Source organism: Polynucleobacter sp. QLW-P1DATA-2 (assembly GCF_001870365.1).
GTDB lineage: Bacteria > Pseudomonadota > Gammaproteobacteria > Burkholderiales > Burkholderiaceae > Polynucleobacter.
In genome coordinates this window covers 108,581-132,523 of sequence record NZ_LZMQ01000001.1, presented here as the reverse complement: position 1 = coordinate 132,523, position 23,943 = coordinate 108,581, and the positions used below count along the sequence as shown (strand labels likewise).

Sequence of the window (23,943 nt, the reverse complement as noted above, 5' to 3'; positions counted from 1 at the left end):
CTCAAAGAAAGTAATGATCTATGAGCAACGCTGCAAACAGCAATGACAAATAGGTAATAGAAAAGCGGAATGTCTTCTTGGCTAATTCATCACTATAGTTAACAAATAGTGCAATTACATATGCCAAGAATATCAAGCCCAGAATAATCGCTGATACTAAATAAACCAGACCACTCATGCCATAGATATAAGGCAACAATGTTGCTGCAATCAAAATGAGCGTGTACAACAAAATATTAAGCAGAGTAAAGCGTTCACCATGGGTTACTGGCAGCATCGGCAAACCGGATTGCACATAATCATCGCGACGGTATAAGGCTAAAGCCCAAAAATGGGGTGGTGTCCAAACAAAAATAATCAAAACCAAAAGCCAGGCTTCAGCAGAAAGCGTATTGGTCACAGCAGCCCAACCCAGTGCTGGCGGCATCGCTCCTGACAGACCGCCAATAACGATGTTCTGGGGGGTGGCAGGCTTGAGTAGCCATGTGTAGATCACCGCATAACCAACGAAAGTAGCGAGCGTGAGCCACATTGTCAGTGGGTTACAAAAATTCCATAAAACAATCATCCCCAAAGAACCAAGAATGATAGAGAAAACAATAATATGAACTGGGGTCACTTCGCCTGTTGCAGAGGGGCGCCAAGAAGTGCGTTTCATCTTGGCATCAACAGCTTGCTCAATTAAACAGTTCACAGCAAAGGCTGCACCTGCCAATAACCAAATCCCAACAATTCCCCCAATGAGAATGGAATAAGGAACCATCCCTGGCGTGGCCAAGAACATGCCAATTACCGCACAGAAAACGGCGAGCTGCGTCACTCTTGGTTTAGTAAGGACCCAGTACTGACGCCAACGTGGCATCGCTGCAGGAGTAGATGTTTTTGATGTGCTCATAATGACTTCCAAGAAGTCCAGTAACTTAATCTGACCAAACAGAATACTAAAGCGGCTGACCCTGCGGTATGTAATAGAGCCGCAAGTAAAGGCCACTGAAAGACTACATTCGATATGCCAGTAACAAGCTGCAAGGCAAGCAAACTTAATAATAGTCTGGCAAAGCGTTTAAGGCCGGGTATTGCAGGAGTTGCCACCTCAAATGCTTTCCAGCCTAGAGTTCCTAGAACCAGAATGAGCAACACCGCAAAGAGGCGATGCGCCCAATGAATGGTTTGTAGCGCCACAGGAGAAATAAACTCTCCCTGGGCATTAAGACCCAATTGACGCCATAAGGTAAAGCCTTCAGCCCAATTGGTTTCTGGCCAAGCTGCGCCAAGACACGTCGGGAAATCAGGACACGCTAACACTGCATAATTTGTACTAACCCAAGCACCTAAAAAGACTTGAATGAACAGCGTCATGAAGGCCATTAATACTAAGCTTGCTGGCAAAGGACGAATGCGCATTACTCTGACTGTAGAAGATGGATCTTCCCAAGTCTGTTGAGCATAAGCGGTTAAACAAGCCAATAAAACCAAAGCCAAGATCAAATGGGTGGTGACAATAATCGGCTGCAATTTTAAGGTTACTGTCCAAGCACCAAATGCACCCTGTAAACAAACTAGGAAGAAGAGTCCGAGACTTCCAAACAATACGGACTTACCCAACACTTTTATCTTGCTAAATGCCAACGCTACTTGAACCACAATGAGCGTACCAACTGTCATTGCGAGATAGCGATGAATCATTTCAATCCATGCCTTCATGACAGTTACAGGCCCCGTAGGTAAGGCACTCTCGGCCTGGCGAATATCTCCAAGCGCATGAAACGGATTAGAAACACCATAACAACCAGGCCAATCGGGACAACCCAGGCCAGAGTCAGTCAAGCGAGTAAAGGCACCAAATACAATCAGGTCGAATGTCATAAAGACTAAAACCCAATTGAGCTTCTGGAAAAAACTATAAGCGGGTCTTGTCCACAAATATGCCAATGGCAAGCCTGCAAAAACGATCGCAATTGCTGCCAATTCTAGGAATAAAACAAAACTAGACATTAAAGACTTTCGCCTTTGTGGTTAAGGCGCAAGAGCTTTTCTAAATCTTTTTTAATGGCAGCAAACTCTTTTGGAGAATTGGTCGCTGGAATAAGCATCATTTTTGCGGGGCTTGGATCCACTAATTGAATTTGCTCTCCGGCACTCTCTTGATTGAGCCAAGATAAAAACTCTGCGCGCAACTTTGGATTCGTAGGCAGTGTAACTACCTTAATACCAGCAACCTGTTCGTCGTAGGCCTTAGCAACTTCTGGATCTACTGGCTTTCCATCCATATTGACCCACAACAATTGCACTCGACCACTCTCTCTACCAACGGCAACTTTCACTTGACGCATTAAAAATAGCGCTTCAATACATTTCTGATCTTTAACCTGGCACTCGCCTGCAGGACGAGCAAGCAAGAGGGTCCATTTGCCTTGTAGCGGAACATCAAACCAAGCATTGTTTGCTGCTTGAGCAGGATGAACTAAAGTGCCGAAATTGGTTTTCCCACCCTCTGGCTTAATCACGTAATAAGCAAAGTAGGAAGCGAGTACTGGGGCAGCACAGGCCAGTAGCAAGAGCAGCATTTGTATACGGCCACGACGAGTTCGCGCATTGATTGCAGATGAATCCATCTGCGATGCTGGTATTAATAACTCTTTATTACTCACCTTGACCCCTCGCTACATTACTTCGCCAATATTGGCGCAAACCACTGATTAACCAAAATAAGAAACCAGCAAACGCTAAAGCAAACCACTGGAATGCATAAGCATAATGGCGATCGACTCCCGTTGTCAGGGGCGCCCACTCTCGCAGTAGGCCATCAGCAACCCCCATCTCCTCTAAACGCAAAATAAAGGGGGCTTGTGGCCAACCATGTAGCTGTCCCTCCCGCTCTAAATCAAAGTTTTGGGCAATCCGAGGTTTATTCGGATCTATATCGCTCTCCTCTGAACCCAATGCATAAACTTTGCCAGGATGAGCGAACACTAAACCCTCAATATTGATCAAGCCTGTCGGCGTCTCAATGGGAGGCAAAGATTCGCGACTCTCATTATTTCGTGGAGCCCACCCTCGGTTTACCCAAAGCACCTCATTCACACCCTCCAGTCTGAAGGGCATCATCACAAAAAAGCCTGCTTGTGCGGCATTGCCAGTCCCACCAGCAGGAATCGGTCTAGGACGGTTATCCAACCAGATTGCCGCCTCGGGGATATAACGTCCACGTGCTGTCATACGACGCTCGCCAGCCTCTTCTAAGGTCCATGGGCCAGCATTGGCACTCAAAATGGGCATTTGTTGTCTAGCAGCTAAATTAGCCGCTAGAGCAATTTTGGTTTCAGCTCTTCTTAACTGCCAAACACCAGCTCCACAGCCAATCGCAATCACAAGCAAGGCTGATAAAGTAGCAACTGCGCGCTTTGCTATGAGAGTGCTAAAGAGATGATGTGAAGATTTCAAGATAAGGATATGAAATGAAGTGGATTATTCCGGTTGTTCTGCTGATGATTGTTGCCAGCCTAGGTTCGGCCCTCTACTTCATGATGAAGGATCGGGGCAATAGCTCCAGAATGGTCCGCTCTTTAATGCTACGCATTGGTCTGTCTCTAGTGCTCTTTATGGGCATCCTAGTCGCCTATCACTTTGGTCTGATTGAAGCTACCGGCATCAAGGTTGGAACTAACTAAAAGTTCATCCAAAGAACAGACAACTAAAAACGAATCGGGGCTTTAAAGCCCCGATTTTTTATCTTGCTTACATCCAGTAAACAGCGATGTACAAACCGAGCCAGACAACGTCAACGAAGTGCCAGTACCAGGCCGCACCCTCAAAGGCGAAGTGATGCTCAGCAGTAAAGTCACCGCGAATCATACGACGCAAAACAATCGCCAACATCGTGCCGCCCAGGAAAACGTGGAAGCCGTGGAAACCCGTCAACATGAAGAAGGTTGAGCCATAGATACCCGAGGTGAGTTTGAGGTTCAGCTCATGGTAAGCATGGTAGTACTCAAACATCTGGAAGCACAAGAAGATAAAGCCTAAGGTAACAGTGGCAGCCAATCCGTAGATGGCTTTCTTCATATGATTCTCAACCAATGCATGGTGAGCATAAGTAATCGTCACACCAGAACTGAGCAATAAGAAGGTATTGAGTGTTGGGATTGGCCAAGGACCCATGGTGGTGAATTTCTCAACCAAACCAGCAGGACCATCATTAGGCCAAACTGCTTGGAAATCAGGCCAAAGCAATTTGCTCTCAACGTCGCCCATCCAAGGCATTGCAATATTGCGCGCATAGAAAAGAGCTGCAAAAAATGCACCAAAGAACATGATCTCAGAGAAGATGAACCATGCCATCGACCAACGATAAGAAATGTCAACGTTTAGACCATTCTTGCCAGAGTTAGATTCAGCAATCGTATCGCCAAACCAGTTGTAAAGAACAAACAGGATCCATGCCACGCCAACTAGCGCTAGAGATCCACCCCAAGAAGTATGGTTGACCCAGCCGGTCATGCCGTAGCCAAAGGCGATTAAGCCAGCGGCCGCCATGGCAGGATGTCTAGATAGTCCAGGGACGAAATAGTAAGGGGTTGAATTGGATGACATCTTATTCTCTCTATTCAATCAAAAAATAATCAATGGGATACAACTGCTTTCACTATCACGAGCAAGATACCCATAAAAATCAAGGCACCAACAACACCCGCAATGATAATGTGAACGAAACTTAATGTAGCAACATCTTCCTGCAAACCAGACTTCTTACGCACTCCTAAAAAACCCCACATCACGGCTTTCATAGACTGCATAAAAGAACTTCTCTTTTTCTCCATCACACCCCTTTGGATTTAGGAGTCGTTGATCCAGCTGGTGGAACGCCAACACCTAACTCAAAGAAGGTATATGACAAAGTGATTGTTTTCACATCTTGCGGCAAACCTGCATCAATGACAAAAACAACCGGCATCTTTTTCATTTCATGAGCAGCCAGAGTCTGCTGTTGAAAACAAAAACACTCTAACTTCGTAAAAAACTCAGTCGCACTCTTCGGGGCATAACTCGGAATCGCCTGAGCATCTACTGAGCGATCCAAATTATTGGTCACTTCATACACAATCTCAGTCATCTCACCAGGATGCACTTCCAAGAAGTTTTTTACTGGCTTAAAAGTAAACGGGCCACGGCTATTGGAATCAAATTCAATGGTTACTTTACGAGAGTAATCAACCTGAGTATTACCAACTCTATTAGCACTAAAAGCCCGCACGCCGTAATCATTCTTACTGGTCACAACATTAATGCCTGTTGCCTTACATAAGGCTTGGTACATCGGCACCAATGCATAACCAAAACCAAACATCATTACTGAAGCAATCAAAAGCTTCAATAAAATTTGGCGGTTAGCAGAATGAGTAACTGTCATGTTGGCAAGGCGGGATTAACCCAAAACGCTCCACTTCATCACAATGCCAATAAAGAACACTACGGCAATGCTCAAAAGAATCAGCCCTAAGCGGCGATTATTCGCAGCTAGGGCATCTTTAGAGGGCGTATTAAATTCCTGCTTCACGCAACTGCTCCGCATTTGGAGGAGTTTCAAAAGTATGGTGTGGGGCTGGTGAAGGCAAAGTCCACTCTAAACCTTTGGCGCCATCCCATGGCTTGGCCGGAGCTTTCTCACCATGGCCACGGTATGCAGGCAATGCTACGCAGAACAAGAAGAACACCTGGGATAAACCAAAACCAAGTGCGCCAATAGAAGCAATCATGTTGAAGTCAGCAAACTGAGTTGGGTAGTCAGCATAGCGACGTGGCATACCTGCAAGACCCAAGAAGTGCATTGGGAAGAAGGTGATGTTAAAGAAAATCATGGAAGTCCAGAAGTGAATCTTGCCGCGAGTTTCATTTGCCATACGGCCCGTCCACTTAGGACACCAGTAGTAGAAGCCTGCAAACATTGCAAACAATGAACCTGCTACTAACACGTAGTGGAAGTGAGCAACAACGTAATAGGTATCTTGTAAGCCAATATCAATTGGCGCCATCGCCAAGATCAAGCCAGTAAAGCCACCCATCGTAAATACGAAAATAAAGCCGACCGCCCACAACATTGGTGTTTCAAAGGTCATAGACCCTTTCCACATTGTTGCAACCCAGTTGAAAATTTTCACACCCGTTGGAACCGCGATCAACATGGTTGCGTACATAAAGAACAACTGGCCTGTTACCGGCATACCAGTTGCAAACATGTGGTGAGCCCAAACGATGAATGACAAGATCGCGATAGACGATGTTGCATAAACCATGGAGCTATAACCAAACAAGGTTTTTCTGGAGAAGGCAGGAACAATTTCACTCACGATTCCAAATGCTGGAAGAATCATGATGTAAACCTCTGGGTGACCAAAGAACCAGAAAATGTGCTGGAACATCACTGGGTCACCACCGCCCACTGCAGAAAAGAATGATGTGCCGAAATGGCGATCAGTCAACACCATAGTGATTGCACCGGCTAATACAGGCATCACCGCAATCAACAAGTAAGCAGTGATCAACCAAGTCCAGCAGAACATTGGCATCTTCATCAGCGTCATGCCAGGAGCACGCATATTCAAGATGGTGACGATGATATTGATCGAACCCATGATGGATGAAGCACCCAATAAATGAAGAGCGAAAATAGCCATGTCTAAGCCAGGGCCCATTTGCGAAGTGAGTGGGGCATAAATAGTCCAACCACCTGCTGGTGCACCACCAGGAGCTAAGAATGAGCTCAAGAGCAAAGTTGCAGCGACTGGCAGAATCCAAAAGCTAAAGTTATTCATACGAGCAAATGCCATATCGGATGCGCCGATTTGCACTGGAATCATCCAGTTAGCAAAACCAACGAAAGCCGGCATGATCGCGCCGAACACCATCACTAAACCGTGCATGGTAGTGAGCTGATTAAAAAACTCAGGACGGAAGAATTGCAAACCAGGCTGGAACAATTCCAAGCGAATTCCTAGCGCCATCGTCCCACCAGCTAACAAGCTGATAAACGAGAACATCAAATACATCGTACCGATGTCTTTATGGTTGGTAGCGAACAACCAACGACGCCAACCATGTGGCGTGTGATCATCATGCGCATGGTCGTGTGCGTGATCGTGGGTAGTAGAGACTGTGCTCATGGATTACTCCGGTTTCGTTTTATCTAAATTAATTAATGGATTACTGGCCGCCGTGTGCGGTAATAATTTCTTGGGTTTGAATCACTTCGCCCGTTTTATTACCCCATGAATTACGGGTATAGGTAATAACTGCAGCGATATCGCCATCAGAAAGCACCCCACCCCATTTCGGCATTACGTTTTTACCGTTGAGCAAAATATTGAACTGGCCTGCTTTAGGACCATTCACAACTTTGCTGCCATCCAACGCTGGGAAAGCACCCGCACCTTTACCATTAGGTTGGTGGCAAGCCGCACAGTTCGCCGCATAGACTTTTGCACCGCGCTCTTTTTGCTCATCCAAGGTATAAATCTTGGAAGGATCATCAGAGGATGCAGACATTTCTTTCTTCTTCTCTGCAACCCAGGCGCTGTAATCCTCCTGTGAAACGACTTTGACAACAATCGGCATGAAGGCGTGCTCAGCACCGCACAACTCAGAACACTGACCGCGGAATGTACCAATCTTTTCAGCCTTAAACCAAGTATCACGAACAAAGCCCGGAATCGCATCTTGCTTTACGCCAAACGCTGGAATGGTCCAAGAGTGGATTACGTCATTTGCCGTAGTAATCAAACGGATCTTTTTACCAACTGGCACAACGAGTTCGTTATCAACTTCCATGAGGTAAGTCGGGGACTTAGGCTCTAAATTATTTACTTGTGTGCGTGGTGTAGAGAGTGTAGATAAGAAGCTAATACCTTCGCCCTCACCTTTAATGTAGTCATAGCCCCACTTCCACTGATAACCAGTAGTCTTAATAGTGATGTCAGAGTTAGTGGTGTCTTTCATTGCTACAACAGTTTTAGTTGCTGGCAATGCCATACCGATCACGATGAGCAATGGAACTACGGTCCAAACAATTTCAACCAAAGTGCTCTCATGGAATGAGGCTGATTTATGGCCAAGTGATTTACGGTGCTTCAAAATTGAGTAGAACATTACGCCAAAAACGCCTACAAAAATCAATGCGCAAATGCCCAACATCATCCAATGCAACCAGTGGATTTCTTGCATGATTTTGGTTGCAGGAGCAGCAAAATTCAGCTGATTTACAGCTGGGCCGCCAGGCATATTCTCGGCTGCGTGTGCAAAAGCAGTGCCGAAGGCTGCTACTAAATAGAGCGAAGCCCTAGTGACTTTTCCAAATAAATTCATCTTATTCTCTGTTTATTGTCGTGAGCAAAGCAGCAAAAAGCGCCACAAAATGCCCAAAATGCGGTCTCAAGCCAATACATCCAGCGGTGATTATAGGGTTAATTAGGCACAACAACAAACTGGGATAACGCAGTCTCATCCAATCTTTGCCGTGGTTTAAATGATAGTAAGTACTTACACTTAAGCAGGATCTGACCTAGTCTTGCGTCCAATTTGATTTGGATCGATATACGCAACATGGTCCTTGGTCTTCGCAAGGTGCTTTCCAATTGCCCAAGCATGGCCATAAACCACCTCTAAGGTGAGTTTTTGGGGCAAATTAGTAATTTCATTGTTGCTTGTAGTCGCGATATTTGCCAATTGCAGCGCCTGAATATCCGCCATTAAAAGCGCTGGCTTCTCATAATCCAGAGTCAAATATTCCATATCCATCACGGGATCTGAAAAACGCTCTGTTACCAGGGCATCACCCATATCGTGCATATCCCAAGGGCTTAATAAATTTTTCAGCTGAATTGGTGAAATTTGAAGGTCACGTAGCTCTTTACCCGTATCAGGCCCCAAGTAGCTAAATGCAATCAGACCGTCTTCACGAAGGACGCGCCGACACTCCTGCAAGAAATGCTTTGGATCTGCCAAATCTTGCAATAAGAGAACACTGAATACCAAATCAACTGAATTGTCAGGAAGATTAAATCTACCGGTCTGCAAATAGTCCTGCAAAGTATTCGTTTTAACCGAGCGAAATATGGAACGCCAATTAGCGATTGCTTTTCTACGCCATATCTGAAAACAGGATGCACCCTCCTCGGTAACGCTATGAATGCAGGCATTAGGAAAACGCTTTGCAAGAATTGCGAGATGCTCCCCAGGAAAATCGGGAACTACCAAAACATCCTTAGCTATTAATTTGACGATATCGAGTTTTTGCAACATACGAGTTGCAATTTCATCCTGTAACCATCTGATCGGCTGGGTCATTGGCTCAGTATACTCAGCGCCCCATGCGATTTCTAGAGAAAATTGTTCAGTCTATTAGCGAGCAAATCTTACCCACTGCTTGCATTTCTTGCCAGCAGTTTCAAACAGAAACGATTTGCCATGCTTGCCTGGAAAACCTACATTGGAATAGCCTCATTAACTATGAATGCTGTTTCCAATGCGGAATTCCACTTCACAGTTCAGAGCTACCCAGCAAACGCTGCGATCATTGCACCAAGAGCGAGCCATTTTTTGATAAGACATATTGTCTTGATCGATACGATGGCATTTTGCAAGACGCATTGCATCAACTGAAATACCAAAAGCGCATTGCATGTGCGCATGGGCTTGCAAGAGCCTGGAATAAAGTTATCGCCGATCCATTAGATTTCAATGAAGTAGGCTACCTGATCCCCGTACCACTCAGTCAAGAAAAGTTACATACCCGCGGCTTTAATCAAAGCTGGGAATTAGCGAGAAGGATTGATTGTGCCCCCATTCAAAAACTCCCGCGGCTTTTAAAGCGCCATCATCATGCCGAACATCAGGTTGGTAGCACCCTCACCGCACGACAAGATGCCGTCAGAGAAATGTTTTATATTGATGACCGATACATAGGCCTTATGAAGAATAAAACAGTTATTGTGTTCGACGATGTGATGACGACTGGTGCGACACTCAATGAAATTGCGCGTATTCTTAAAGAATCAGGTGTATCGCTCGTCATTAACTGGGTCTTACTTAGAACAACCAGGCCACCTCAATAAGTTGGAAATGCAGCATGTTTAATATTGTTTTATTTGAGCCAGAAATTCCCCCAAATACAGGCAACATCATTCGCTTGTGTGCAAACACGGGAGCAAAACTACACCTCATTGAACCTCTTGGCTTTCCAATGGAGGATGCTAAATTACGTCGCGCCGGATTGGACTATCACGAATTTGCAAGCATCCAAGTCCACGCTAATTGGTCAGAGTTTCTAAAAAATAAGCGGCCTGATGCACAACATCTTTTTGCCTTAACTACAAAGGGTAGTGGTAAGTTTCATGAAGGCACATATACGCCAAATGATTATTTTATTTTTGGCTCAGAAACGAAAGGCATCACAGAGGAAGTGCGCAGCTCGATTCCAAAGGAAAATCAAATGCGCTTAGCCATGCAAGACAACAGTCGAAGTCTGAACTTATCAAATACCGTGGCTATTGTGGTCTATGAAGCTTGGCGCCAGAATGGATTGCTTGGCGGCAAGTAAAAGCTAAAGTCTTGCTCTTAAGCTTCGATCTTTGGATCGCGCCCCATCAGCTTCTTTAAGCCCTCTTTGGGGGTTAGCTTGCCTGCAAGTACCTCACCCATCATTGCAGTGATTGGCATTTCTACATTCAAACGCTTAGCGAGGTCACCCACAGCGGCGGCGCATAAGACACCCTCTGCTACATGGCCGAGGCTAGCTAAGATTTGATCTAGAGACTTTCCTGCAGCCAATTCGAGACCAACACGTCGATTGCGAGAAAGATCTCCGGTCGCCGTCAGAATCAAATCACCGGCACCAGTCAGACCCATACACGTTTCAGATTTACCACCTGCCGCTTTAACTAGGCGCATCATTTCAGCAAGGCCGCGTGTTAACACTGCAGCGCGAGCATTTAAACCTAAATTTAATCCATCACCAATACCTGCAGCAATCGCTAAAACGTTCTTAACTGCACCACCTAATTCAACACCAATCAAATCATCATTTGAATAAACGCGCATATTGCCATGATGAAACGCAGCCTGAACAATTTCGCAAAGGTGCGGTGAGGCGCTAGCAATAGTCAATGCACACGGCATTCCTGCGCCAACCTCATGCGCAAAACTAGGGCCTGATAAAGCGCCATAAGCATGTTTTAAACCATGACTATGTAACTTATCCTCGCGCTCAACTACTTGATGAGGTAATAGAGCGGTTGTTGGCTCAAGGCCTTTGCATAACCAGATAATATTGAGAGGTTGATCAGCAACCTTCAGTACATTAGCAATCGTTTCTGAGAGCCCAGACATTGGGGTTGCAATCACGAGAAGATCATCTGCCTGTAATTTCTTAATTGCAGCAGTAAAGTCAGCCTCTAACTGCAATCCTTTAGGCAAAGAGATGCCTGGCAGATAAGCTTGATTCTCACCGCTACTACCAATAACTTGCAGTTGCTCCGGACTGCGAGACCACAAACAAACATCTTCTTCACGCAGTTGACGTGCTGCTTGAGAGGCCATTGCTGTCCCCCAGGCACCAGCACCAAGCAGGGTCACTTTCATAATATGTGACCTTGCTGATGGCGCTTAATTTGGAAGAATAATTTTGCTTTCATCTGCGGCATCATCGGCATTATTTCCGGCCGTATTATGGGCTTGCAATAATCTGTGCTCATACATTCCATGAAAATTAATTTCATTTAAATGGATGGGCTGAAAGCCAGCACGGCTAATGACATCAGCCATATTTGAGCGCAAGTATGGATACAAAATAGTTGGGCATGTAATACCTAACATTGGATCAACTTGTTCAGCAGGAATATTGTTAAATTCAAAAATACCAGCTTGATTAGCCTCAACCAAGAAAAGTACTTTTCCTTCTACACGCGCAGTCATGGTTGAGCTTAAGGCAACCTCAAAGAGTTCGTCGCTAATACGCTTAACTGCAACGTCAACCTCAATCTGGACTTGTGGCTCAGCTATTACCAAAAAAATCTCAGGGGAATTAGGCTGCTCTAAGGACAAGTCCTTTAAGTAAATACGCTGAATGCGAAATGAAGGGTCTTTGGACTCAGTATTTGCTGCGCTAGGTGCAGAAGATTGTTCAGTCATTGCAAACTTTCTTTTATGTTTTTAATCTATCAAACTAGTAGAGGATCCAGCTTGCCAGCTCGGTCCAAGGCAACCAAATCATCGTAGCCACCAACGTGGGTTTCACCAATATAAATTTGCGGAACGGTGCGACGACCGGTTCTTGTCATCATGATTTCGCGCTGGGCTGGATCACGATCAATCAAAATCTTTTCTAAGTGATTGACGCCTTTTTTCTGGAGCAACTTCTCTGCCATTACGCAGTATGGACAAACTTGAGTGCTGTACATTGTTACTTGAGGCATTTCACTTCTCCTACTTCACCAATGGAAGAGCGGCGACTCTCCAAGCCTGAACTCCGCCCTCTAAAACGCCAACTTCTTCAAAGCCCAGTTTTTTGACATCAGCCAAGGCCTTGCGCGAAAGGGATCCGGTATCGCATACCAACACTAGTGGGCGCTTACGATCCAACTTTAGAGCCTCAATTGCCGCGACCACCCCAGCTGCGCTAGCCAACTTTGATCCTGGCAAATGGCCTGCCTTGTAGGCATCTTCTGCGCGAAGGTCCAATACATGGGCTTTACGGCGGTTAATCCAGATAGTTGCCTCGGTAGGAGACAGCCCCTTCCCGCTAATAAGCGTAGATAATGTGGGGAGGAAGAGCGCTACGCCTGAAACAACCAAAAGGGCGATAAGCGCTAAATTATCAATTTGCGTGAGAAAGTTCATCACCGGATTATAGAATGGCTCTATGAAACAACTTGTCCTTATTCGTCATGGCGAATCCGCCTGGAACCTTGAAAACCGCTTTACTGGCTGGGCGGATGTCGACTTAACCCCTAAAGGTGCAGAACAAGCGCTCGCAGCTGGTGAAAGCCTTCGAAAAGCAGGCTATGAATTTGATGTGGCCTATACCTCCGTTCTACGAAGGGCTATTAAGACCCTTTGGCACGTTCAAGACGCCATGGATCTCATGTGGATTCCGGTTGTTCATAGCTGGAGATTAAATGAACGTCATTACGGTGCGCTCACCGGCCTAAATAAAGCGGAAACCGCTACCAAATATGGCGATGAACAAGTTCACATTTGGCGTCGCTCATATGATGTGCGCCCACCCCTGTTGGAAACCCATGATGAGCGCAATCCTCAAAATGACAAACGCTATGCAAAATTAAGCGCGGCTGACATTCCCCTTGGTGAATGCCTTAAGGACAATGTTGAACGAGTTCTTCCTCTTTGGAATGAATCTATCGCTCCTGCACTCAAAGCAAACAAACGCGTATTGCTAGTAGCACATGGAAATAGCATTCGCTCCTTAATTAAGTATTTGGATCAAATGTCCGACGAAGCCATTATGGAAGTCAATGTTCCTAATGGCGTCCCCCTTGTATACGAGCTAGACGATAACCTGAAACCAATTCAACATTTCTATTTGGACTAAAACAAAAACATGCGTCAATTTTTGAAGAACTTTGCTCTGATTGCAATTGGCCTCATTGCTGGTGTAGCCGCCACTATTCAGCTTTCAGCGACCGCCCAACAAGGCACGCAACTTCCCCTGGATGAACTGCGCACTCTCTCAAACGTCTTCGCTCAAATCAAGCGTGAATATGTAGAGCCGATTGAAGACAAGCAACTCTTAACCGATGCTGTCAAAGGCATGGTGAGCAGCCTTGATCCACACTCTACTTTCTTGGATAAGAAAGATTTTGCAGAGATGCAAGAGCAAACTTCTGGAAAGTTTGCCGGCCTTGGAATTGAAATCACCTCAGAAGACGGTGTCGTCAAAGTGCTGAATCCGATTGAAGATAGTCCAGCTGCACGCGCCGGTCTTCAGGCTGGTGACTTAATTACACGTCTTGACGATAAGCCTGTGCGGGGCATGTCTCTTGATAAAGCAGTGCGCACAATGCGTGGCACCCCTGGCACCTAAAATTACTTTGACTATTTACCGTAAGAGCGAAGAACGCAGCTTCCCGGTCACAATCACTCGCGCCGAAATCAAAGTGCAATCTGTTAAGGCCAAAGTTTTGGATAACGATATTGCCTGGGTACGAATTACTAGCTTTCAGGAGCGCACCGTTCCTGACTTAGCTAAAAAATTAACTGATTTAGCCAACCAAGATCCAAAACTCAAAGGCATCATTCTTGACCTGCGAAATAATGGTGGTGGATTGCTTCAAGGTGCAGTTGGCGTTGCAGCCGCTTTCTTGCCGGCAGATGCTGTCATTGTGTCGACTAAGGGTCAAGCTCCTGACTCACAACAAGTATTTAATGCCTCACCAGAGATGTATCGTCTTAGTGAGCCCGGCGATCCTCTAGCGGGTGTTCCAGAAATCTTCAAGAAATTACCAATGGTAGTTTTAGTTAATGCCTACTCAGCATCTGCCTCAGAAATCGTTGCAGGCGCCCTGCAAGATTACAAACGCGCAACCATTATTGGTAAAACTACTTTTGGCAAAGGTTCTGTACAAACAGTACGCCCATTAACCAATGACTCTGCGCTCAAGATCACCACAGCCTATTACTACACACCTAGTGGTAAATCGATTCAGGCATTCGGGATCAAGCCAGATATTCCTGTAGATCAAAATAAAGATGGCGATCCAGATGATGTGCTGATCACTCGTGAAATTGATAGTGAAAAACACTTACGCAATAAACAATCAGCAGAAGATAAGCTGATTAAGGATCGTGAACAGCGCCGCCTTGAAGAGATGCAGCGTATTGAAGAAAAGAATGCCAAGAAAACTCCTGAGGAAAAAGAGAAGGAGAAAAACAAAAAACCTACTGAACTCGGTAGTGCTGATGACTTCATGCTCTCTCAAGCCGTTGCCTTTATTAACGGTCAGCCAGTGAAGCGCTCTTCATCCAAGCTTGAGTAATTTCTTTCTCTTGACCTGCAAATGAATGATGCGCAGCTCCTTCGCTACTCAAGGCATTTACTGCTTGAGGATATTGATGTTGAAGGTCAAGAGAAGCTCTTAAACGCACATGTCTTAGTTGTTGGCGCTGGCGGCCTTGGCAGTGCTGCTGCCCCCTACATAGCAGCTGCTGGGGTTGGGCACATCACCCTGCTTGATCATGATGAGGTAGATCTGACAAACTTGCAGCGCCAAATCATGCATACCGAGGGGACTGTTGGAAAAAGTAAGGTTGCCTCTGGTAAACAATTTTTGCAGCAACTCAATCCCACGATCCAAGTTGAAACAATTCAAGCAAAGGCGACTTCATCATTGCTGGATGATCTATTGCCCAGCGTCGATGTTGTTTTGGACTGTACCGATAACTTTCAAACTCGCCAACTCATTAACGCAAGTTGCGTCAAACATCAAAAGCCTCTTGTTTCTGGATCGGCTCTACGCTTCGATGGGCAAGCATCTGTCTTTGATTCACGCGATACGAGCTCTCCCTGCTATGCCTGTATTTTCTCTCCCGATGCAACATTTGAGGAGATAAGCTGCGCCAGTATGGGCATCTTCTCGCCATTAGTGGGCATCATTGGCAGCATCCAGGCAGCACAAGCGCTGCAGGTGGTGATTGGATTTGGGAAGTCTTTGGTGGGGCGTATGCTGCTATGGGATGCGCGGAATACGCAGGTGGATCAGATTCGCATCAGTCGCAACCCTGATTGCCCGGTCTGCGGCAAACCCCATTAGGCTTTTAGGCCAGCAAACGCTCTAAGGCTTTAGCTTGAGCCTCCGGCTCATAGGCTTTTAATACCCTTGGGAATCGGGCTTTTAGCATTCCCACATTAGCCTGAAGAATCTCACGTTTTACCAACAAGAGTTGACTGAAATGCATGGAGAAATCGGTTAATCCCATCGCTAGTAACAACTTGGTTAAAGCAGGGTCACCGGCCATCTCACCACAGACTGCTACCGGAACATTGGCACGTTTAGCTTGATCAATAATATTGGCGATGAGATTCAGAATAGCGGGATGTAAAGGGTCGTACAAATGAGCTACAGCATGGTCTGCTCGATCAATTGCCAAGGTATATTGAATTAAATCATTCGTACCAATCGATAAATAATCAAAGCGATTGATAAACAAAGGTAGTACTAAAGCTGCCGCTGGAATCTCAATCATCGCACCCACTTGAATATTGGGATTAAAAGATTGTCCACGCTGGAGTAATTGCTGCTTTGCCTTTTCAATTAAGCGAAAAGTTTCATCAATTTCCTTAGCATGTGCCAGCATCGGGATCATAATCCGCGCTTGGCCATGAGCTGAAGCCCGCAAGATGGCTCTTAGTTGCGTTAAGAAAATTTCTGGCTCTGTTAAAGACCAACGGATGGCCCGCAAACCCAATGGAGATGTACCGGTTTGAGAAACATCGCTGCCGCCAGCACCCAATGCCTTATCAGCCCCAACGTCGATAGTTCTAATGTTGACTGGCAAGCCATGCATCAATTCGATGACGCGACGGTATTCCTGATATTGCTGCTCTTCATCTGGCAAGGCATGCTTGCGGTCCATAAACAAAAACTCGGAACGAAATAGACCGACACCTACCGCACCCAACTTAACGGCCTGGATCGCATCTTCTGGTAGCTCAATGTTGGCAAAAAGTTCAATATCAACTCGATCCAGTGTTTCCGTTTTGGCATGCTTTAGCTGCTGTAGCTTACGAGCCTCTTTTAAGGCTTGGCTTTGAAGTTTTCGGTACTCTGCTAATAACTGCTCATCAGGTGCAACTACGACTACGCCTTGTTCGCCATCGAGAACTAACCAATCACCATGGCGAATCATTTCGCTAGCATGGCGCACACCCACAACAGCTGGAATTTCCATGCTACGGGCTACGATAGCTGTATGAGATGTTTTGCCTCCAAGGTCGGTAACGAAACCGGTGAAAGCATGCTCTTTAAAACGCAACATGTCATGAGGCGCAATATCGTGGGCCACAATGATTGATTCCACGCCAATCTCACTGGATGGCAAAAACTCAGATTCATGTAGCGCATCTTTTTGAGCATTTAGCGCCTTGATAACGCGCTCAGCTACCTGACGAATATCATTGGCACGCTCTTTTAAATAAGGATCTTCAATCTCAGCAAATTGCTCTAAGAGATCATTCAGTTCGGTAGTTAAAGCCCAGGCAGCATTTAGACGCTGTGTACGAATTAACTTGATTGGCTTTTCAGCTAGGGCTGGATCGGCCAAGATCATGCCGTGCACATCCAAGAATGCTGCCATCTCTTGAGGCGCATCCTTGGGCAACCCCAAACGCAACTGTTCGAGCTCTAAGCGAACTTGATTGAAGGCATCTAATAATTTTTGGGCTTCCGCCTCTTCTTTACCGGGCTCAACTAAGTAATGGCTGACCTCTAATGCTGCGCGCGAAATCAGTACTGCCTTGCCGATAGCAATTCCTTTTGATACTGGAATTCCGTGCAAGGCAAAAGTCATACTTACTCACCCTCTCCGAAGCGATCGTTAATTAAAGCAGTGAGCGCAGTCATTGCTTCATCCGCTTTTTCACCAACGGTTTCCAAGGTGACTGTACTACCAATACCTGCGGCCAACATCATGACACCCATAATGCTCTTGGCATTAATTTGACGCCCATTGCGTGACAACAATATTTCACAAGGAAACTGGGCAGCTAATTGCGACAACTTAGCCGATGCCCTAGCATGAAGACCCAACTTATTAATGATCTCGATTTCAGCGACTGGCATTACGCAAAAACTCCTTTTATTCTTGATCTACCTTTGCGCCGAGACGCAAAATTCCCTGCTGTCCACCTGCTAAAGCCTTTTTGGCTAACTCTTCTAGGCTTTCGCCACGATGAGAAATACATCGCATGAGCATCGGCAGATTTAATCCCGCTAAAACAATTACCGGCGCATTCAGTCCTGATAAGGGGCCCAAGCTTTCTAACTTCGATGCCACATTGGCAGGTGTAGCGCCCATGACATCGGTCAAAATAAGTACCCCATGGCCAGTATTAACACCATAAGCCGCTTTTAAAACGCGATCAAAGCTTGCCTTTGTGTCTTCATGTGGCGGAATATCTACCGCCCTTACACGCTCAGGCAACTCACCAAAAGTATGCTCAACAAAACCCAGCATTGCGCTTGCAACAGGGGTATGTGCAACGATTACGATTCCAGGCATATCAGGACAATACCCTTTCAAGCGCTTTTAACCAAAACTGTGGAACATCAAATTGACTTTGGTCGGTGATTTCAACAAAACAAGTTGGGCTAGTGACATTAATTTCTGTGAGATAGCCACCTATCAAATCTAGGCCAACTAAAAATAAACCGCGCTGGAAAAGGATAGGCGCCAGTTTTTCAGCAATGCTCTTTTCAGCATCACTTAAAGGCATTGCAACACCTTTTCCGCCAGCAGCCAAATTACCGCGAATTTCTTTACCCTGAGGAATACGCGCCAAGGCAAATGGCACAACCTCACCACCTATCAACAGAACCCGCTTGTCACCATCAGCGATCTCAGGCAGAAAACGTTGAACCATCAGAGTACGAGCGCCATTCTCACCCAAGGTTTCCACAATGCTAGCAAGGTTCAGGCCATCAGGACCAACTCGAAATACGCCCATGCCCCCCATACCATCAAGGGGTTTAATCACAATATCGTTATGCTTGCGATGAAATTCCTCAACCGCACTCAACTCACGAGTCACCAGCGTAGGTGGAATCAAATCTGGAAATTCGGTAATGGACAGTTTTTCTGAATGATCACGGACTGCTGCAGGATCATTAAATACTTTGGCACCCTGCCTCTTCGCCGCAGACAGCATCCAGGTTGTATTGAGATATTCAATATCAAACGGTGGATCTGTTCGCATCTGTACTGCAGAAAAAGAGTGGAGTGGTTTTGATTCCATTTCACCCAACTCAAACCAGGATGAAGAATCTAAGGTAATTCGCAAAGACCGGCAATCAGCAACAACAAGATTGTCTTTCCACAAAATATTGCAGCTCTGACAAAACCACAGACGATGTCCTGCTTCTTGCGCAACTCGCATCATCGCCAAAGTGGAATCTTTTTTTATCTTGAAAGATTCAAGAGGGTCGGCAATGAATAAAAGATCCATATTGTTCTAGCGAGTAATCAACACTTGAAATTAGGCTACTTCCATGTCTGGATCCGTTCTCTCAAGCTCAAGAGAAGAGGCAAGTAAAGCTAAGCGAGCCACAACACCATACAAATAGAAGCGGTTTGGTGGTGCGCTACCAGGCTTAGCACCCAGATCTGGCATAGAGTTTTGTTCAAATGCTAAGGGTACAAAATGCATCCCAGGAGCATTGAGGTTCTCATCTGGGCCACGATCGGTATGAACGCGATAAAAGCCGCCAATAACGTAGCGATCAATCATATAAACCACTGGCTCAGCAACTGCCTCATTCACCTTCTCAAAGGTATACACGCCTTCTTGTATGAGTACGTCGCTGACTTCAAGGCCTTCCTTGACAACACTCATCTTATTGCGGTCTTTACGATTCAAGCCCTTTAATTGAGAGGGATCATTTACAACCATCACGCCCATGCCATAGGTACCCGCATCAGCCTTTACAACGACATATGGCTTTTCTTTAATACCGTACTCACGATATTTTTTTTGCAGTCTTCTTGAGCACCTGCTCTACTGCTGCTTGAAGCTCATCTTCACCTTTGCGCTCATGAAAATTGACATCGGAACAACTAGTGAAATAAGGATTAATCATCCACGGATCAATATCCACTACCTTGGCAAATTTCTTAGCGACTTCATCATAGGCAGCAAAGTGATTAGATTTGCGACGAACATGCCAACCAGCGTGTAAGCCGGGCAGGAGATATTGCTCATGGATATTTTCTAAGATTGGAGGAATTCCAGCAGATAAATCGTTGTTCAACAAAATAGAGCAGGGATCAAAATCCTTTAAGCCCAAGCGCTGTTTTTTCAGACCTAAGCGTGACAAAGGTTCCATCAATAAACGATTACCATCGGGCAACTCAATCCAGGTTGGCTTTTTAATTTCTTCAGAGAAAGTGCCCAGGCGAACGTTAAGTCCAGCCTGACGCAAGATTGAAGACAAGCGTGCAATATTTTGCAAATAGAAAGTATTGCGAGTGTGGCGCTCAGGAATGAGTAATAAATTTTTTGCTTCTGGGCAGATTTTTTCAATCGCAGCCATTGCGGCCTGAACGGCCAGCGGCAACATTTGAGGAGATAAGTTATTGAATCCGCCCGGAAATAAATTGGTATCAACCGGGGCCAACTTAAAACCAGAATTTCGTAAATCAACCGAGCAATAGAATGGCGGCGTATGCTCCTGCCATTCGAGCCTGAACCAACGCTCAATCGTCGGGGTTGCTTCAAGTACCTTTGACTCCAATTCGAGCAAAGGGCCGCTTAGGGCAGTAATCAGATGTGGAACCATCCCACCATTGTAAGATTTTTAAAAGAAAGACGCGGAATCCTAGGATTCCGCGCTTAAAAACTGAGCAGCCCACTAAGGCCGCCCAGTGAGGGGTAAATCTACTGATTAAGACTCGTATGCAGACTCACCATGTGAGCTGATATCCAAGCCTTCGCGCTCTTCTTCTTCCTTCACACGCAAACCGATCACGATATCGATCAATTTGAAGGCAATGAAAGAAACCACGCCAGACCAGATTACAGTTGTAATCACGCCTTGAGCTTGAATCCACAATTGGCTAGCAATAGAGTAGTCAGGAGCAACAGCATTTGCTACATAGTCCCAAACACCTGTACCGCCCAAAGCTGGATCAGCAAATACACCGGTCAACAAGGCACCAGAAATACCACCAACGCCGTGTACACCGAATACGTCCAAGCTGTCATCTGAGCCCAAGATTTTCTTGAGGCCAGTAACACCCCAGAGGCAAATTACACCAGCAAATACACCGATTGCAATTGAACCCATTGGGCCAACGAAACCAGCAGCAGGAGTAATAGCAACCAAGCCAGCTACGCAACCAGAAGCAGCGCCCAACATGGAAGGCTTACCTTTGAGAACCCACTCAGCAACAGACCAGCCCAATACAGCAGCAGCAGTAGCCAAATATGTATTCACGAAAGCCAATGCTGCGCTACCGTTTGCTTCGAGTGCTGAACCAGCATTGAAACCAAACCAACCGAACCACAAGAGTGCAGCACCAGTCATTACATAAACTAAGTTATGTGGCTTCATTGCTTCTTTGCCGTAACCAATACGCTTACCGATAACGAATGAACCAACCAAGCCTGCGATCGCAGCATTGATGTGAACAACAGTACCGCCAGCGAAGTCGAGAACACCTTTTTGCCATAACCAACCAGCACGAGCAGTAATTGCCTCGAGTGATGCAGCATCTTTGATGTCATCTGGACCAGGCCAGAACCAAACCATGTGAGCGATTGGCAAGTAGCTGAATGTGAACCAAATGATCATGAATACCAAGATTGCAGAGAACTTAGCGCGCTCAGCAAAGGAACCAATGATCAAGCAGCAAGTGATAGTTGCGAACACTGCTTGGAAAGCCATGAATACATACTCAGGAATCACAACACCCTTACTAAAGGTTGCTGCAACTGAGTCTGGGTTCATACCAGCCAAGAACAAGCGATCGAGTCCACCAATGAATGCTCCGCCTTCTGTAAATGCAAAACTGTAGCCATAGATTGCCCAGAGCACAGTAATTACAGAGAAGACCATAAAACATTGCATGCAGATTGACAGAATGTTTTTGCTACGTGTCAAACCACCGTAGAACAAAGCCAAACCAGGAAGCGTCATCAACAACACAAGTGCTGTAGAAACTAACATCCAAGCAGTATCGCCCTTGTTGCACTTTTCAGAGCAAAGTACGGGTGCAGGTTCTGCAGCTGCTGGAGTAGCGGCAGGAGCAGTAACTGCAGGTTTTTTAACTTCATCAGCATGCGCTGGTGAAGTAACAATCACACCAGTAGCGCCAATAGCCAAGGCCATAGCACCACCAGCAACGAGTCGTTTCATCCAAGTTAACATTTTGAACCTCTCTTTAAAGTGCTGACGCGCCGGTTTCACCGGTACGAATACGAATGACGTGCTCAACCGGTGAGACAAAAATCTTGCCATCGCCAATCTTGCCTGTACGTGCTGATTTTTCAATTGCTTCAATCGCACGCTCCAAAATGCCATCTTCAACAGCAGCTTCAATTTTTACTTTAGGTAAAAAATCAACCACATACTCAGCACCGCGATACAACTCGGTGTGACCTTTTTGACGACCAAAGCCTTTAACTTCAGTGACGGTGATGCCCGAAACTCCCACTTCTGAGAGAGCCTCGCGCACTTCGTCAAGCTTGAAGGGCTTGATGATTGCGGTAATTAATTTCATGTGTTTCTCCGTTCAGAGTTGGAAATTAGAAAGTCTTTGTTAAGGAAACTAAACCAGTTGATTTACCCAAGTTCTTACCTTGTGGGCTAACGTATGAATATCCACCTTGTACTGTTGCAGCATTGGTACCAACATAAGCAATGGCAGCTGATAAACCACCGCCAAAGTCTTTGGTTACACCCAACTTCCAGTCTGTGTAGCTATACAAAGTGCTATTACTCAAAACAGAGTTATAAGTTCCTTTGTTTGCTTGATTCCCAGCAACATACTGATAACCAATGTGGCCATTCAAAGCCAATCCCCAAACGCCAGTGTCATAGTTCAAAGTCAAATCTGGGTAGTAAGAACCAGTGGAGTTCACGTTACCGAATAATGTAGAAACGGCATATGAAACTTTACCGAAACCAGTAACCGGGCCAAAAGTAAAGTTTTGAGCAACATAAACTTCAGTTGTATTTGGGTTAACCATGTTCGCAGTTGTTGTTAGACCGCTAGTTGGATAGTAGTACTGGAGCACGCCCAAATCAGAAGCAAAACCTTCGCCGATCAATTCTTTCTTAATACCTGCATAGAAGTCCATCTCAATAGGGGCTGATACTGGTTTAACACCGGCATTAACTGCATTGTCGCTTACCCAGCTAATTGAACTGTTCCAGTTACCAATGTAGAAACCACTCTCGTGAGCGTAATCAAAGCCACCTTGGATGGCTGGCTTAAAGTTTGACTGGCTGATACCACGATAGCGATAGTCGTTTACGATTGTTACGTTTGCTGTAATTGGGCTTGCTTCAGGGGCTTCAGCTGCTGCCTCTTCTGCGAATACAGATGAGCACGCCAAGCCGCTCAACAATGCTACTGCTGCTGCAGACATTGCTTTCTTATGTAAAGTTTTCATCTAATGCTCCTTACTGGTTGTAATCAAAAAAATAGAAAATCGGTTAAATGCTTATTGCATGGGGTGATGATGAAGCTTTGCCTCCATGTCATTTGGAATTGAATCACTTTATTAATGCATATTCACTATCTTGGTGCATATATAGGCACCAAGATAGTGAATATATAGGGAATTTTCCCAAGAAACACCTATTAAGCCATCATTGTGGGTTCAACATAAAATACGAATGTGTGTGTTTTATACAACTCTTAACTCAACTGAAAAGCCCATCATGCAAAAACCTGGCGAAATCCTCGAACAAATCCAACGTATTGCTAACGATATGCAGAACAAAGTTGGGGATGCGATTCGTAATTCACCAGCACAGGAAATTGAAAAAAATGTGCGCGCCATGATGAACCAAGGTTTTCAGAAAATGGATCTTGTCACTCGCGAAGAGTTTGAGCTTCAGACCAAAGTACTTGCTAAGACTAGAGAAAAGCTAGAAGCGCTCGAAGCCAAAGTAGCTGCATTAGAAAAAGCGTAGTCACTTTTTCAGCATTCACTTC

Annotated in this window: 28 protein-coding genes and 2 pseudogenes; 7 read left to right on the top strand and 23 right to left on the bottom strand. The window is 45.5% G+C overall.

The annotated features are described in order from the left end of the window. Nucleotide 1: 1 nt before the first annotated feature. From cyoE to A9236_RS00725, 4 genes are read right to left on the bottom strand one after another with little or no spacing between them, the layout of a single operon-like run. Nucleotides 2–895, bottom strand: a complete 894-nt coding sequence (gene cyoE, locus A9236_RS00740) for a heme o synthase (RefSeq protein WP_071466220.1) — start codon at nucleotides 893–895, stop codon at nucleotides 2–4. Next, entirely contained in the window at nucleotides 892–1,995 is a 1,104-nt protein-coding gene (locus A9236_RS00735) for a heme A synthase (protein ID WP_071466221.1), read from the bottom strand. The genes cyoE and A9236_RS00735 overlap by 4 nt, the downstream gene beginning before the upstream one ends. Next, nucleotides 1,995–2,651: a hypothetical protein gene (locus A9236_RS00730; protein WP_083393537.1), complete on the bottom strand. Its 657-nt coding sequence runs from the start codon at nucleotides 2,649–2,651 to the stop codon at nucleotides 1,995–1,997. The genes A9236_RS00735 and A9236_RS00730 overlap by 1 nt, the downstream gene beginning before the upstream one ends. Then, the gene (locus A9236_RS00725) at nucleotides 2,644–3,444 is read right to left on the bottom strand and encodes an SURF1 family protein (RefSeq protein ID WP_236638645.1); all 801 of its coding nucleotides are present in this window, start codon (nucleotides 3,442–3,444) and stop codon (nucleotides 2,644–2,646) included. The genes A9236_RS00730 and A9236_RS00725 overlap by 8 nt, the downstream gene beginning before the upstream one ends. 14 nt (nucleotides 3,445–3,458) lie before the next feature. On the opposite strand from A9236_RS00725, the gene A9236_RS00720 reads away from it, so the two are divergent. Beyond that, nucleotides 3,459–3,671 (top strand): twin transmembrane helix small protein, encoded by a 213-nt coding sequence (locus tag A9236_RS00720; protein WP_071466223.1) that lies wholly within the window; start codon nucleotides 3,459–3,461, stop codon nucleotides 3,669–3,671. Nucleotides 3,672–3,738: 67 nt separating this feature from the next. On the opposite strand, the gene A9236_RS00715 is transcribed toward A9236_RS00720, so the two are convergent. From A9236_RS00715 to A9236_RS00690, 7 genes are all read right to left on the bottom strand, one after another. Next, a complete protein-coding gene (locus A9236_RS00715) occupies nucleotides 3,739–4,593 on the bottom strand; it encodes a cytochrome c oxidase subunit 3 (RefSeq protein ID WP_071466224.1) in 855 nt (284 codons plus the stop codon). 29 nt (nucleotides 4,594–4,622) lie between these two features. Then, nucleotides 4,623–4,796: a DUF2970 domain-containing protein gene (locus A9236_RS00710; protein ID WP_369821183.1), complete on the bottom strand. Its 174-nt coding sequence runs from the start codon at nucleotides 4,794–4,796 to the stop codon at nucleotides 4,623–4,625. Between the two features lie 23 nt (nucleotides 4,797–4,819). Further along, nucleotides 4,820–5,410, bottom strand: coding sequence for a cytochrome c oxidase assembly protein (locus A9236_RS00705; RefSeq protein WP_071466226.1), 591 nt, complete (start codon nucleotides 5,408–5,410; stop codon nucleotides 4,820–4,822). Nucleotides 5,411–5,425: 15 nt separating this feature from the next. After that, nucleotides 5,426–5,557: a cytochrome oxidase small assembly protein gene (locus tag A9236_RS11195; RefSeq protein ID WP_236638644.1), complete on the bottom strand. Its 132-nt coding sequence runs from the start codon at nucleotides 5,555–5,557 to the stop codon at nucleotides 5,426–5,428. After that, complete coding sequence (gene ctaD / locus A9236_RS00700; protein ID WP_071466227.1) at nucleotides 5,541–7,160, bottom strand: cytochrome c oxidase subunit I; 1,620 nt, start codon at nucleotides 7,158–7,160, stop codon at nucleotides 5,541–5,543. The genes A9236_RS11195 and ctaD overlap by 17 nt, the downstream gene beginning before the upstream one ends. 40 nt (nucleotides 7,161–7,200) lie before the next feature. Continuing rightward, complete coding sequence (coxB, locus tag A9236_RS00695) at nucleotides 7,201–8,358, bottom strand: cytochrome c oxidase subunit II (RefSeq protein ID WP_071466228.1); 1,158 nt, start codon at nucleotides 8,356–8,358, stop codon at nucleotides 7,201–7,203. Nucleotides 8,359–8,538: 180 nt separating this feature from the next. Further along, complete coding sequence (locus tag A9236_RS00690; RefSeq protein WP_083393538.1) at nucleotides 8,539–9,339, bottom strand: methyltransferase domain-containing protein; 801 nt, start codon at nucleotides 9,337–9,339, stop codon at nucleotides 8,539–8,541. A 23-nt stretch (nucleotides 9,340–9,362) separates the two neighbouring features. Here A9236_RS00690 and A9236_RS00685 point away from each other — a divergent pair, with 23 nt between their 5' ends. Together A9236_RS00685 and trmL are read left to right on the top strand one after the other, a co-directional pair. Then, complete coding sequence (locus A9236_RS00685; RefSeq protein ID WP_071466229.1) at nucleotides 9,363–10,106, top strand: ComF family protein; 744 nt, start codon at nucleotides 9,363–9,365, stop codon at nucleotides 10,104–10,106. A 14-nt stretch (nucleotides 10,107–10,120) separates the two neighbouring features. Beyond that, on the top strand, nucleotides 10,121–10,591 hold the full coding sequence (trmL, locus tag A9236_RS00680) for a tRNA (uridine(34)/cytosine(34)/5-carboxymethylaminomethyluridine(34)-2'-O)-methyltransferase TrmL (protein ID WP_071466230.1): 471 nt from the start codon (nucleotides 10,121–10,123) through the stop codon (nucleotides 10,589–10,591). Nucleotides 10,592–10,608: 17 nt separating this feature from the next. Here trmL and A9236_RS00675 read toward each other — a convergent pair whose 3' ends face one another. The 4 genes from A9236_RS00675 to A9236_RS00660 are packed head-to-tail and all read right to left on the bottom strand — an operon-like array spanning nucleotide 10,609 to nucleotide 12,888. Next, the gene (locus A9236_RS00675) at nucleotides 10,609–11,631 is read right to left on the bottom strand and encodes an NAD(P)H-dependent glycerol-3-phosphate dehydrogenase (RefSeq protein WP_071466231.1); all 1,023 of its coding nucleotides are present in this window, start codon (nucleotides 11,629–11,631) and stop codon (nucleotides 10,609–10,611) included. Nucleotides 11,632–11,655: 24 nt separating this feature from the next. Further along, nucleotides 11,656–12,180, bottom strand: a complete 525-nt coding sequence (gene secB / locus A9236_RS00670; protein WP_071466232.1) for a protein-export chaperone SecB — start codon at nucleotides 12,178–12,180, stop codon at nucleotides 11,656–11,658. A 29-nt stretch (nucleotides 12,181–12,209) separates the two neighbouring features. Continuing rightward, nucleotides 12,210–12,464 carry a glutaredoxin 3 gene (gene grxC / locus A9236_RS00665; protein WP_071466233.1) on the bottom strand — a complete coding sequence of 85 codons (255 nt, stop codon included), beginning with the start codon at nucleotides 12,462–12,464 and terminating at the stop codon, nucleotides 12,210–12,212. Between the two features lie 10 nt (nucleotides 12,465–12,474). Further along, nucleotides 12,475–12,888, bottom strand: a complete 414-nt coding sequence (locus tag A9236_RS00660; protein ID WP_071466234.1) for a rhodanese-like domain-containing protein — start codon at nucleotides 12,886–12,888, stop codon at nucleotides 12,475–12,477. A 22-nt stretch (nucleotides 12,889–12,910) separates the two neighbouring features. Here A9236_RS00660 and gpmA point away from each other — a divergent pair, with 22 nt between their 5' ends. The 3 genes and pseudogenes from gpmA (at nucleotide 12,911) to A9236_RS00645 (ending at nucleotide 15,818) form a co-directional block, all read left to right on the top strand. Next, nucleotides 12,911–13,600, top strand: a complete 690-nt coding sequence (gene gpmA, locus A9236_RS00655) for a 2,3-diphosphoglycerate-dependent phosphoglycerate mutase (RefSeq protein WP_071466235.1) — start codon at nucleotides 12,911–12,913, stop codon at nucleotides 13,598–13,600. Nucleotides 13,601–13,609: 9 nt separating this feature from the next. Beyond that, nucleotides 13,610–15,044 (top strand): annotated as a pseudogene (locus A9236_RS00650) (S41 family peptidase). A 21-nt stretch (nucleotides 15,045–15,065) separates the two neighbouring features. Beyond that, on the top strand, nucleotides 15,066–15,818 hold the full coding sequence (locus tag A9236_RS00645; protein WP_071466237.1) for a HesA/MoeB/ThiF family protein: 753 nt from the start codon (nucleotides 15,066–15,068) through the stop codon (nucleotides 15,816–15,818). Between the two features lie 4 nt (nucleotides 15,819–15,822). Here the strand turns inward: A9236_RS00645 and ptsP are convergent, their stop codons facing one another. From ptsP to A9236_RS00605, 8 genes and pseudogenes are all read right to left on the bottom strand, one after another. Further along, nucleotides 15,823–17,574 carry a phosphoenolpyruvate--protein phosphotransferase gene (gene ptsP / locus A9236_RS00640; RefSeq protein ID WP_071466238.1) on the bottom strand — a complete coding sequence of 584 codons (1,752 nt, stop codon included), beginning with the start codon at nucleotides 17,572–17,574 and terminating at the stop codon, nucleotides 15,823–15,825. Nucleotides 17,575–17,576: 2 nt separating this feature from the next. Beyond that, nucleotides 17,577–17,846 (bottom strand): HPr family phosphocarrier protein, encoded by a 270-nt coding sequence (locus A9236_RS00635; protein ID WP_071466239.1) that lies wholly within the window; start codon nucleotides 17,844–17,846, stop codon nucleotides 17,577–17,579. Nucleotides 17,847–17,862: 16 nt separating this feature from the next. Then, nucleotides 17,863–18,285 carry a PTS sugar transporter subunit IIA gene (locus A9236_RS00630; RefSeq protein ID WP_071466240.1) on the bottom strand — a complete coding sequence of 141 codons (423 nt, stop codon included), beginning with the start codon at nucleotides 18,283–18,285 and terminating at the stop codon, nucleotides 17,863–17,865. A gap of 1 nt (nucleotide 18,286) precedes the next feature. Continuing rightward, nucleotides 18,287–19,228 carry a glutathione synthase gene (gene gshB, locus A9236_RS00625; RefSeq protein WP_071466241.1) on the bottom strand — a complete coding sequence of 314 codons (942 nt, stop codon included), beginning with the start codon at nucleotides 19,226–19,228 and terminating at the stop codon, nucleotides 18,287–18,289. A 30-nt stretch (nucleotides 19,229–19,258) separates the two neighbouring features. Beyond that, nucleotides 19,259–20,558, bottom strand: a pseudogene (gene gshA / locus A9236_RS00620) (glutamate--cysteine ligase). 105 nt (nucleotides 20,559–20,663) lie between these two features. After that, nucleotides 20,664–22,148: an ammonium transporter gene (locus A9236_RS00615; RefSeq protein WP_071466243.1), complete on the bottom strand. Its 1,485-nt coding sequence runs from the start codon at nucleotides 22,146–22,148 to the stop codon at nucleotides 20,664–20,666. 13 nt (nucleotides 22,149–22,161) lie between these two features. Continuing rightward, entirely contained in the window at nucleotides 22,162–22,500 is a 339-nt protein-coding gene (locus A9236_RS00610) for a P-II family nitrogen regulator (protein ID WP_011903792.1), read from the bottom strand. A 25-nt stretch (nucleotides 22,501–22,525) separates the two neighbouring features. Next, nucleotides 22,526–23,395: a TorF family putative porin gene (locus A9236_RS00605; protein ID WP_071466244.1), complete on the bottom strand. Its 870-nt coding sequence runs from the start codon at nucleotides 23,393–23,395 to the stop codon at nucleotides 22,526–22,528. 271 nt (nucleotides 23,396–23,666) lie between these two features. Between A9236_RS00605 and A9236_RS00600 the strand changes: the two genes are divergently transcribed. Beyond that, nucleotides 23,667–23,921 (top strand): accessory factor UbiK family protein, encoded by a 255-nt coding sequence (locus A9236_RS00600; protein ID WP_071466245.1) that lies wholly within the window; start codon nucleotides 23,667–23,669, stop codon nucleotides 23,919–23,921. Nucleotides 23,922–23,943: the final 22 nt, after the last annotated feature.

Coding starts and splice junctions, on each gene's coding strand:
- secB (WP_071466232.1), bottom strand. CDS start 12,180: ATGACTGAACAATCTTCTGCACCTAGCGCAGCAAATACTGAGTCCAAA.
- A9236_RS00685 (WP_071466229.1), top strand. CDS start 9,363: ATGCGATTTCTAGAGAAAATTGTTCAGTCTATTAGCGAGCAAATCTTA.
- A9236_RS00675 (WP_071466231.1), bottom strand. CDS start 11,631: ATGAAAGTGACCCTGCTTGGTGCTGGTGCCTGGGGGACAGCAATGGCC.
- ptsP (WP_071466238.1), bottom strand. CDS start 17,574: ATGACTTTTGCCTTGCACGGAATTCCAGTATCAAAAGGAATTGCTATC.
- A9236_RS00605 (WP_071466244.1), bottom strand. CDS start 23,395: ATGAAAACTTTACATAAGAAAGCAATGTCTGCAGCAGCAGTAGCATTG.
- A9236_RS00720 (WP_071466223.1), top strand. CDS start 3,459: ATGAAGTGGATTATTCCGGTTGTTCTGCTGATGATTGTTGCCAGCCTA.
- A9236_RS00705 (WP_071466226.1), bottom strand. CDS start 5,410: ATGACAGTTACTCATTCTGCTAACCGCCAAATTTTATTGAAGCTTTTG.
- coxB (WP_071466228.1), bottom strand. CDS start 8,358: ATGAATTTATTTGGAAAAGTCACTAGGGCTTCGCTCTATTTAGTAGCA.
- gshB (WP_071466241.1), bottom strand. CDS start 19,228: ATGGATCTTTTATTCATTGCCGACCCTCTTGAATCTTTCAAGATAAAA.
- gpmA (WP_071466235.1), top strand. CDS start 12,911: ATGAAACAACTTGTCCTTATTCGTCATGGCGAATCCGCCTGGAACCTT.
- A9236_RS00600 (WP_071466245.1), top strand. CDS start 23,667: ATGCAAAAACCTGGCGAAATCCTCGAACAAATCCAACGTATTGCTAAC.
- A9236_RS00645 (WP_071466237.1), top strand. CDS start 15,066: ATGAATGATGCGCAGCTCCTTCGCTACTCAAGGCATTTACTGCTTGAG.
- A9236_RS00610 (WP_011903792.1), bottom strand. CDS start 22,500: ATGAAATTAATTACCGCAATCATCAAGCCCTTCAAGCTTGACGAAGTG.
- A9236_RS00715 (WP_071466224.1), bottom strand. CDS start 4,593: ATGTCATCCAATTCAACCCCTTACTATTTCGTCCCTGGACTATCTAGA.
- A9236_RS00630 (WP_071466240.1), bottom strand. CDS start 18,285: ATGCCTGGAATCGTAATCGTTGCACATACCCCTGTTGCAAGCGCAATG.
- A9236_RS00660 (WP_071466234.1), bottom strand. CDS start 12,888: ATGAACTTTCTCACGCAAATTGATAATTTAGCGCTTATCGCCCTTTTG.
- A9236_RS00735 (WP_071466221.1), bottom strand. CDS start 1,995: ATGTCTAGTTTTGTTTTATTCCTAGAATTGGCAGCAATTGCGATCGTT.
- A9236_RS00615 (WP_071466243.1), bottom strand. CDS start 22,148: ATGTTAACTTGGATGAAACGACTCGTTGCTGGTGGTGCTATGGCCTTG.
- cyoE (WP_071466220.1), bottom strand. CDS start 895: ATGAGCACATCAAAAACATCTACTCCTGCAGCGATGCCACGTTGGCGT.
- ctaD (WP_071466227.1), bottom strand. CDS start 7,160: ATGAGCACAGTCTCTACTACCCACGATCACGCACACGACCATGCGCAT.
- trmL (WP_071466230.1), top strand. CDS start 10,121: ATGTTTAATATTGTTTTATTTGAGCCAGAAATTCCCCCAAATACAGGC.
- A9236_RS00635 (WP_071466239.1), bottom strand. CDS start 17,846: ATGCCAGTCGCTGAAATCGAGATCATTAATAAGTTGGGTCTTCATGCT.
- A9236_RS00710 (WP_369821183.1), bottom strand. CDS start 4,796: ATGCAGTCTATGAAAGCCGTGATGTGGGGTTTTTTAGGAGTGCGTAAG.
- grxC (WP_071466233.1), bottom strand. CDS start 12,464: ATGCCTCAAGTAACAATGTACAGCACTCAAGTTTGTCCATACTGCGTA.
- A9236_RS00690 (WP_083393538.1), bottom strand. CDS start 9,339: ATGACCCAGCCGATCAGATGGTTACAGGATGAAATTGCAACTCGTATG.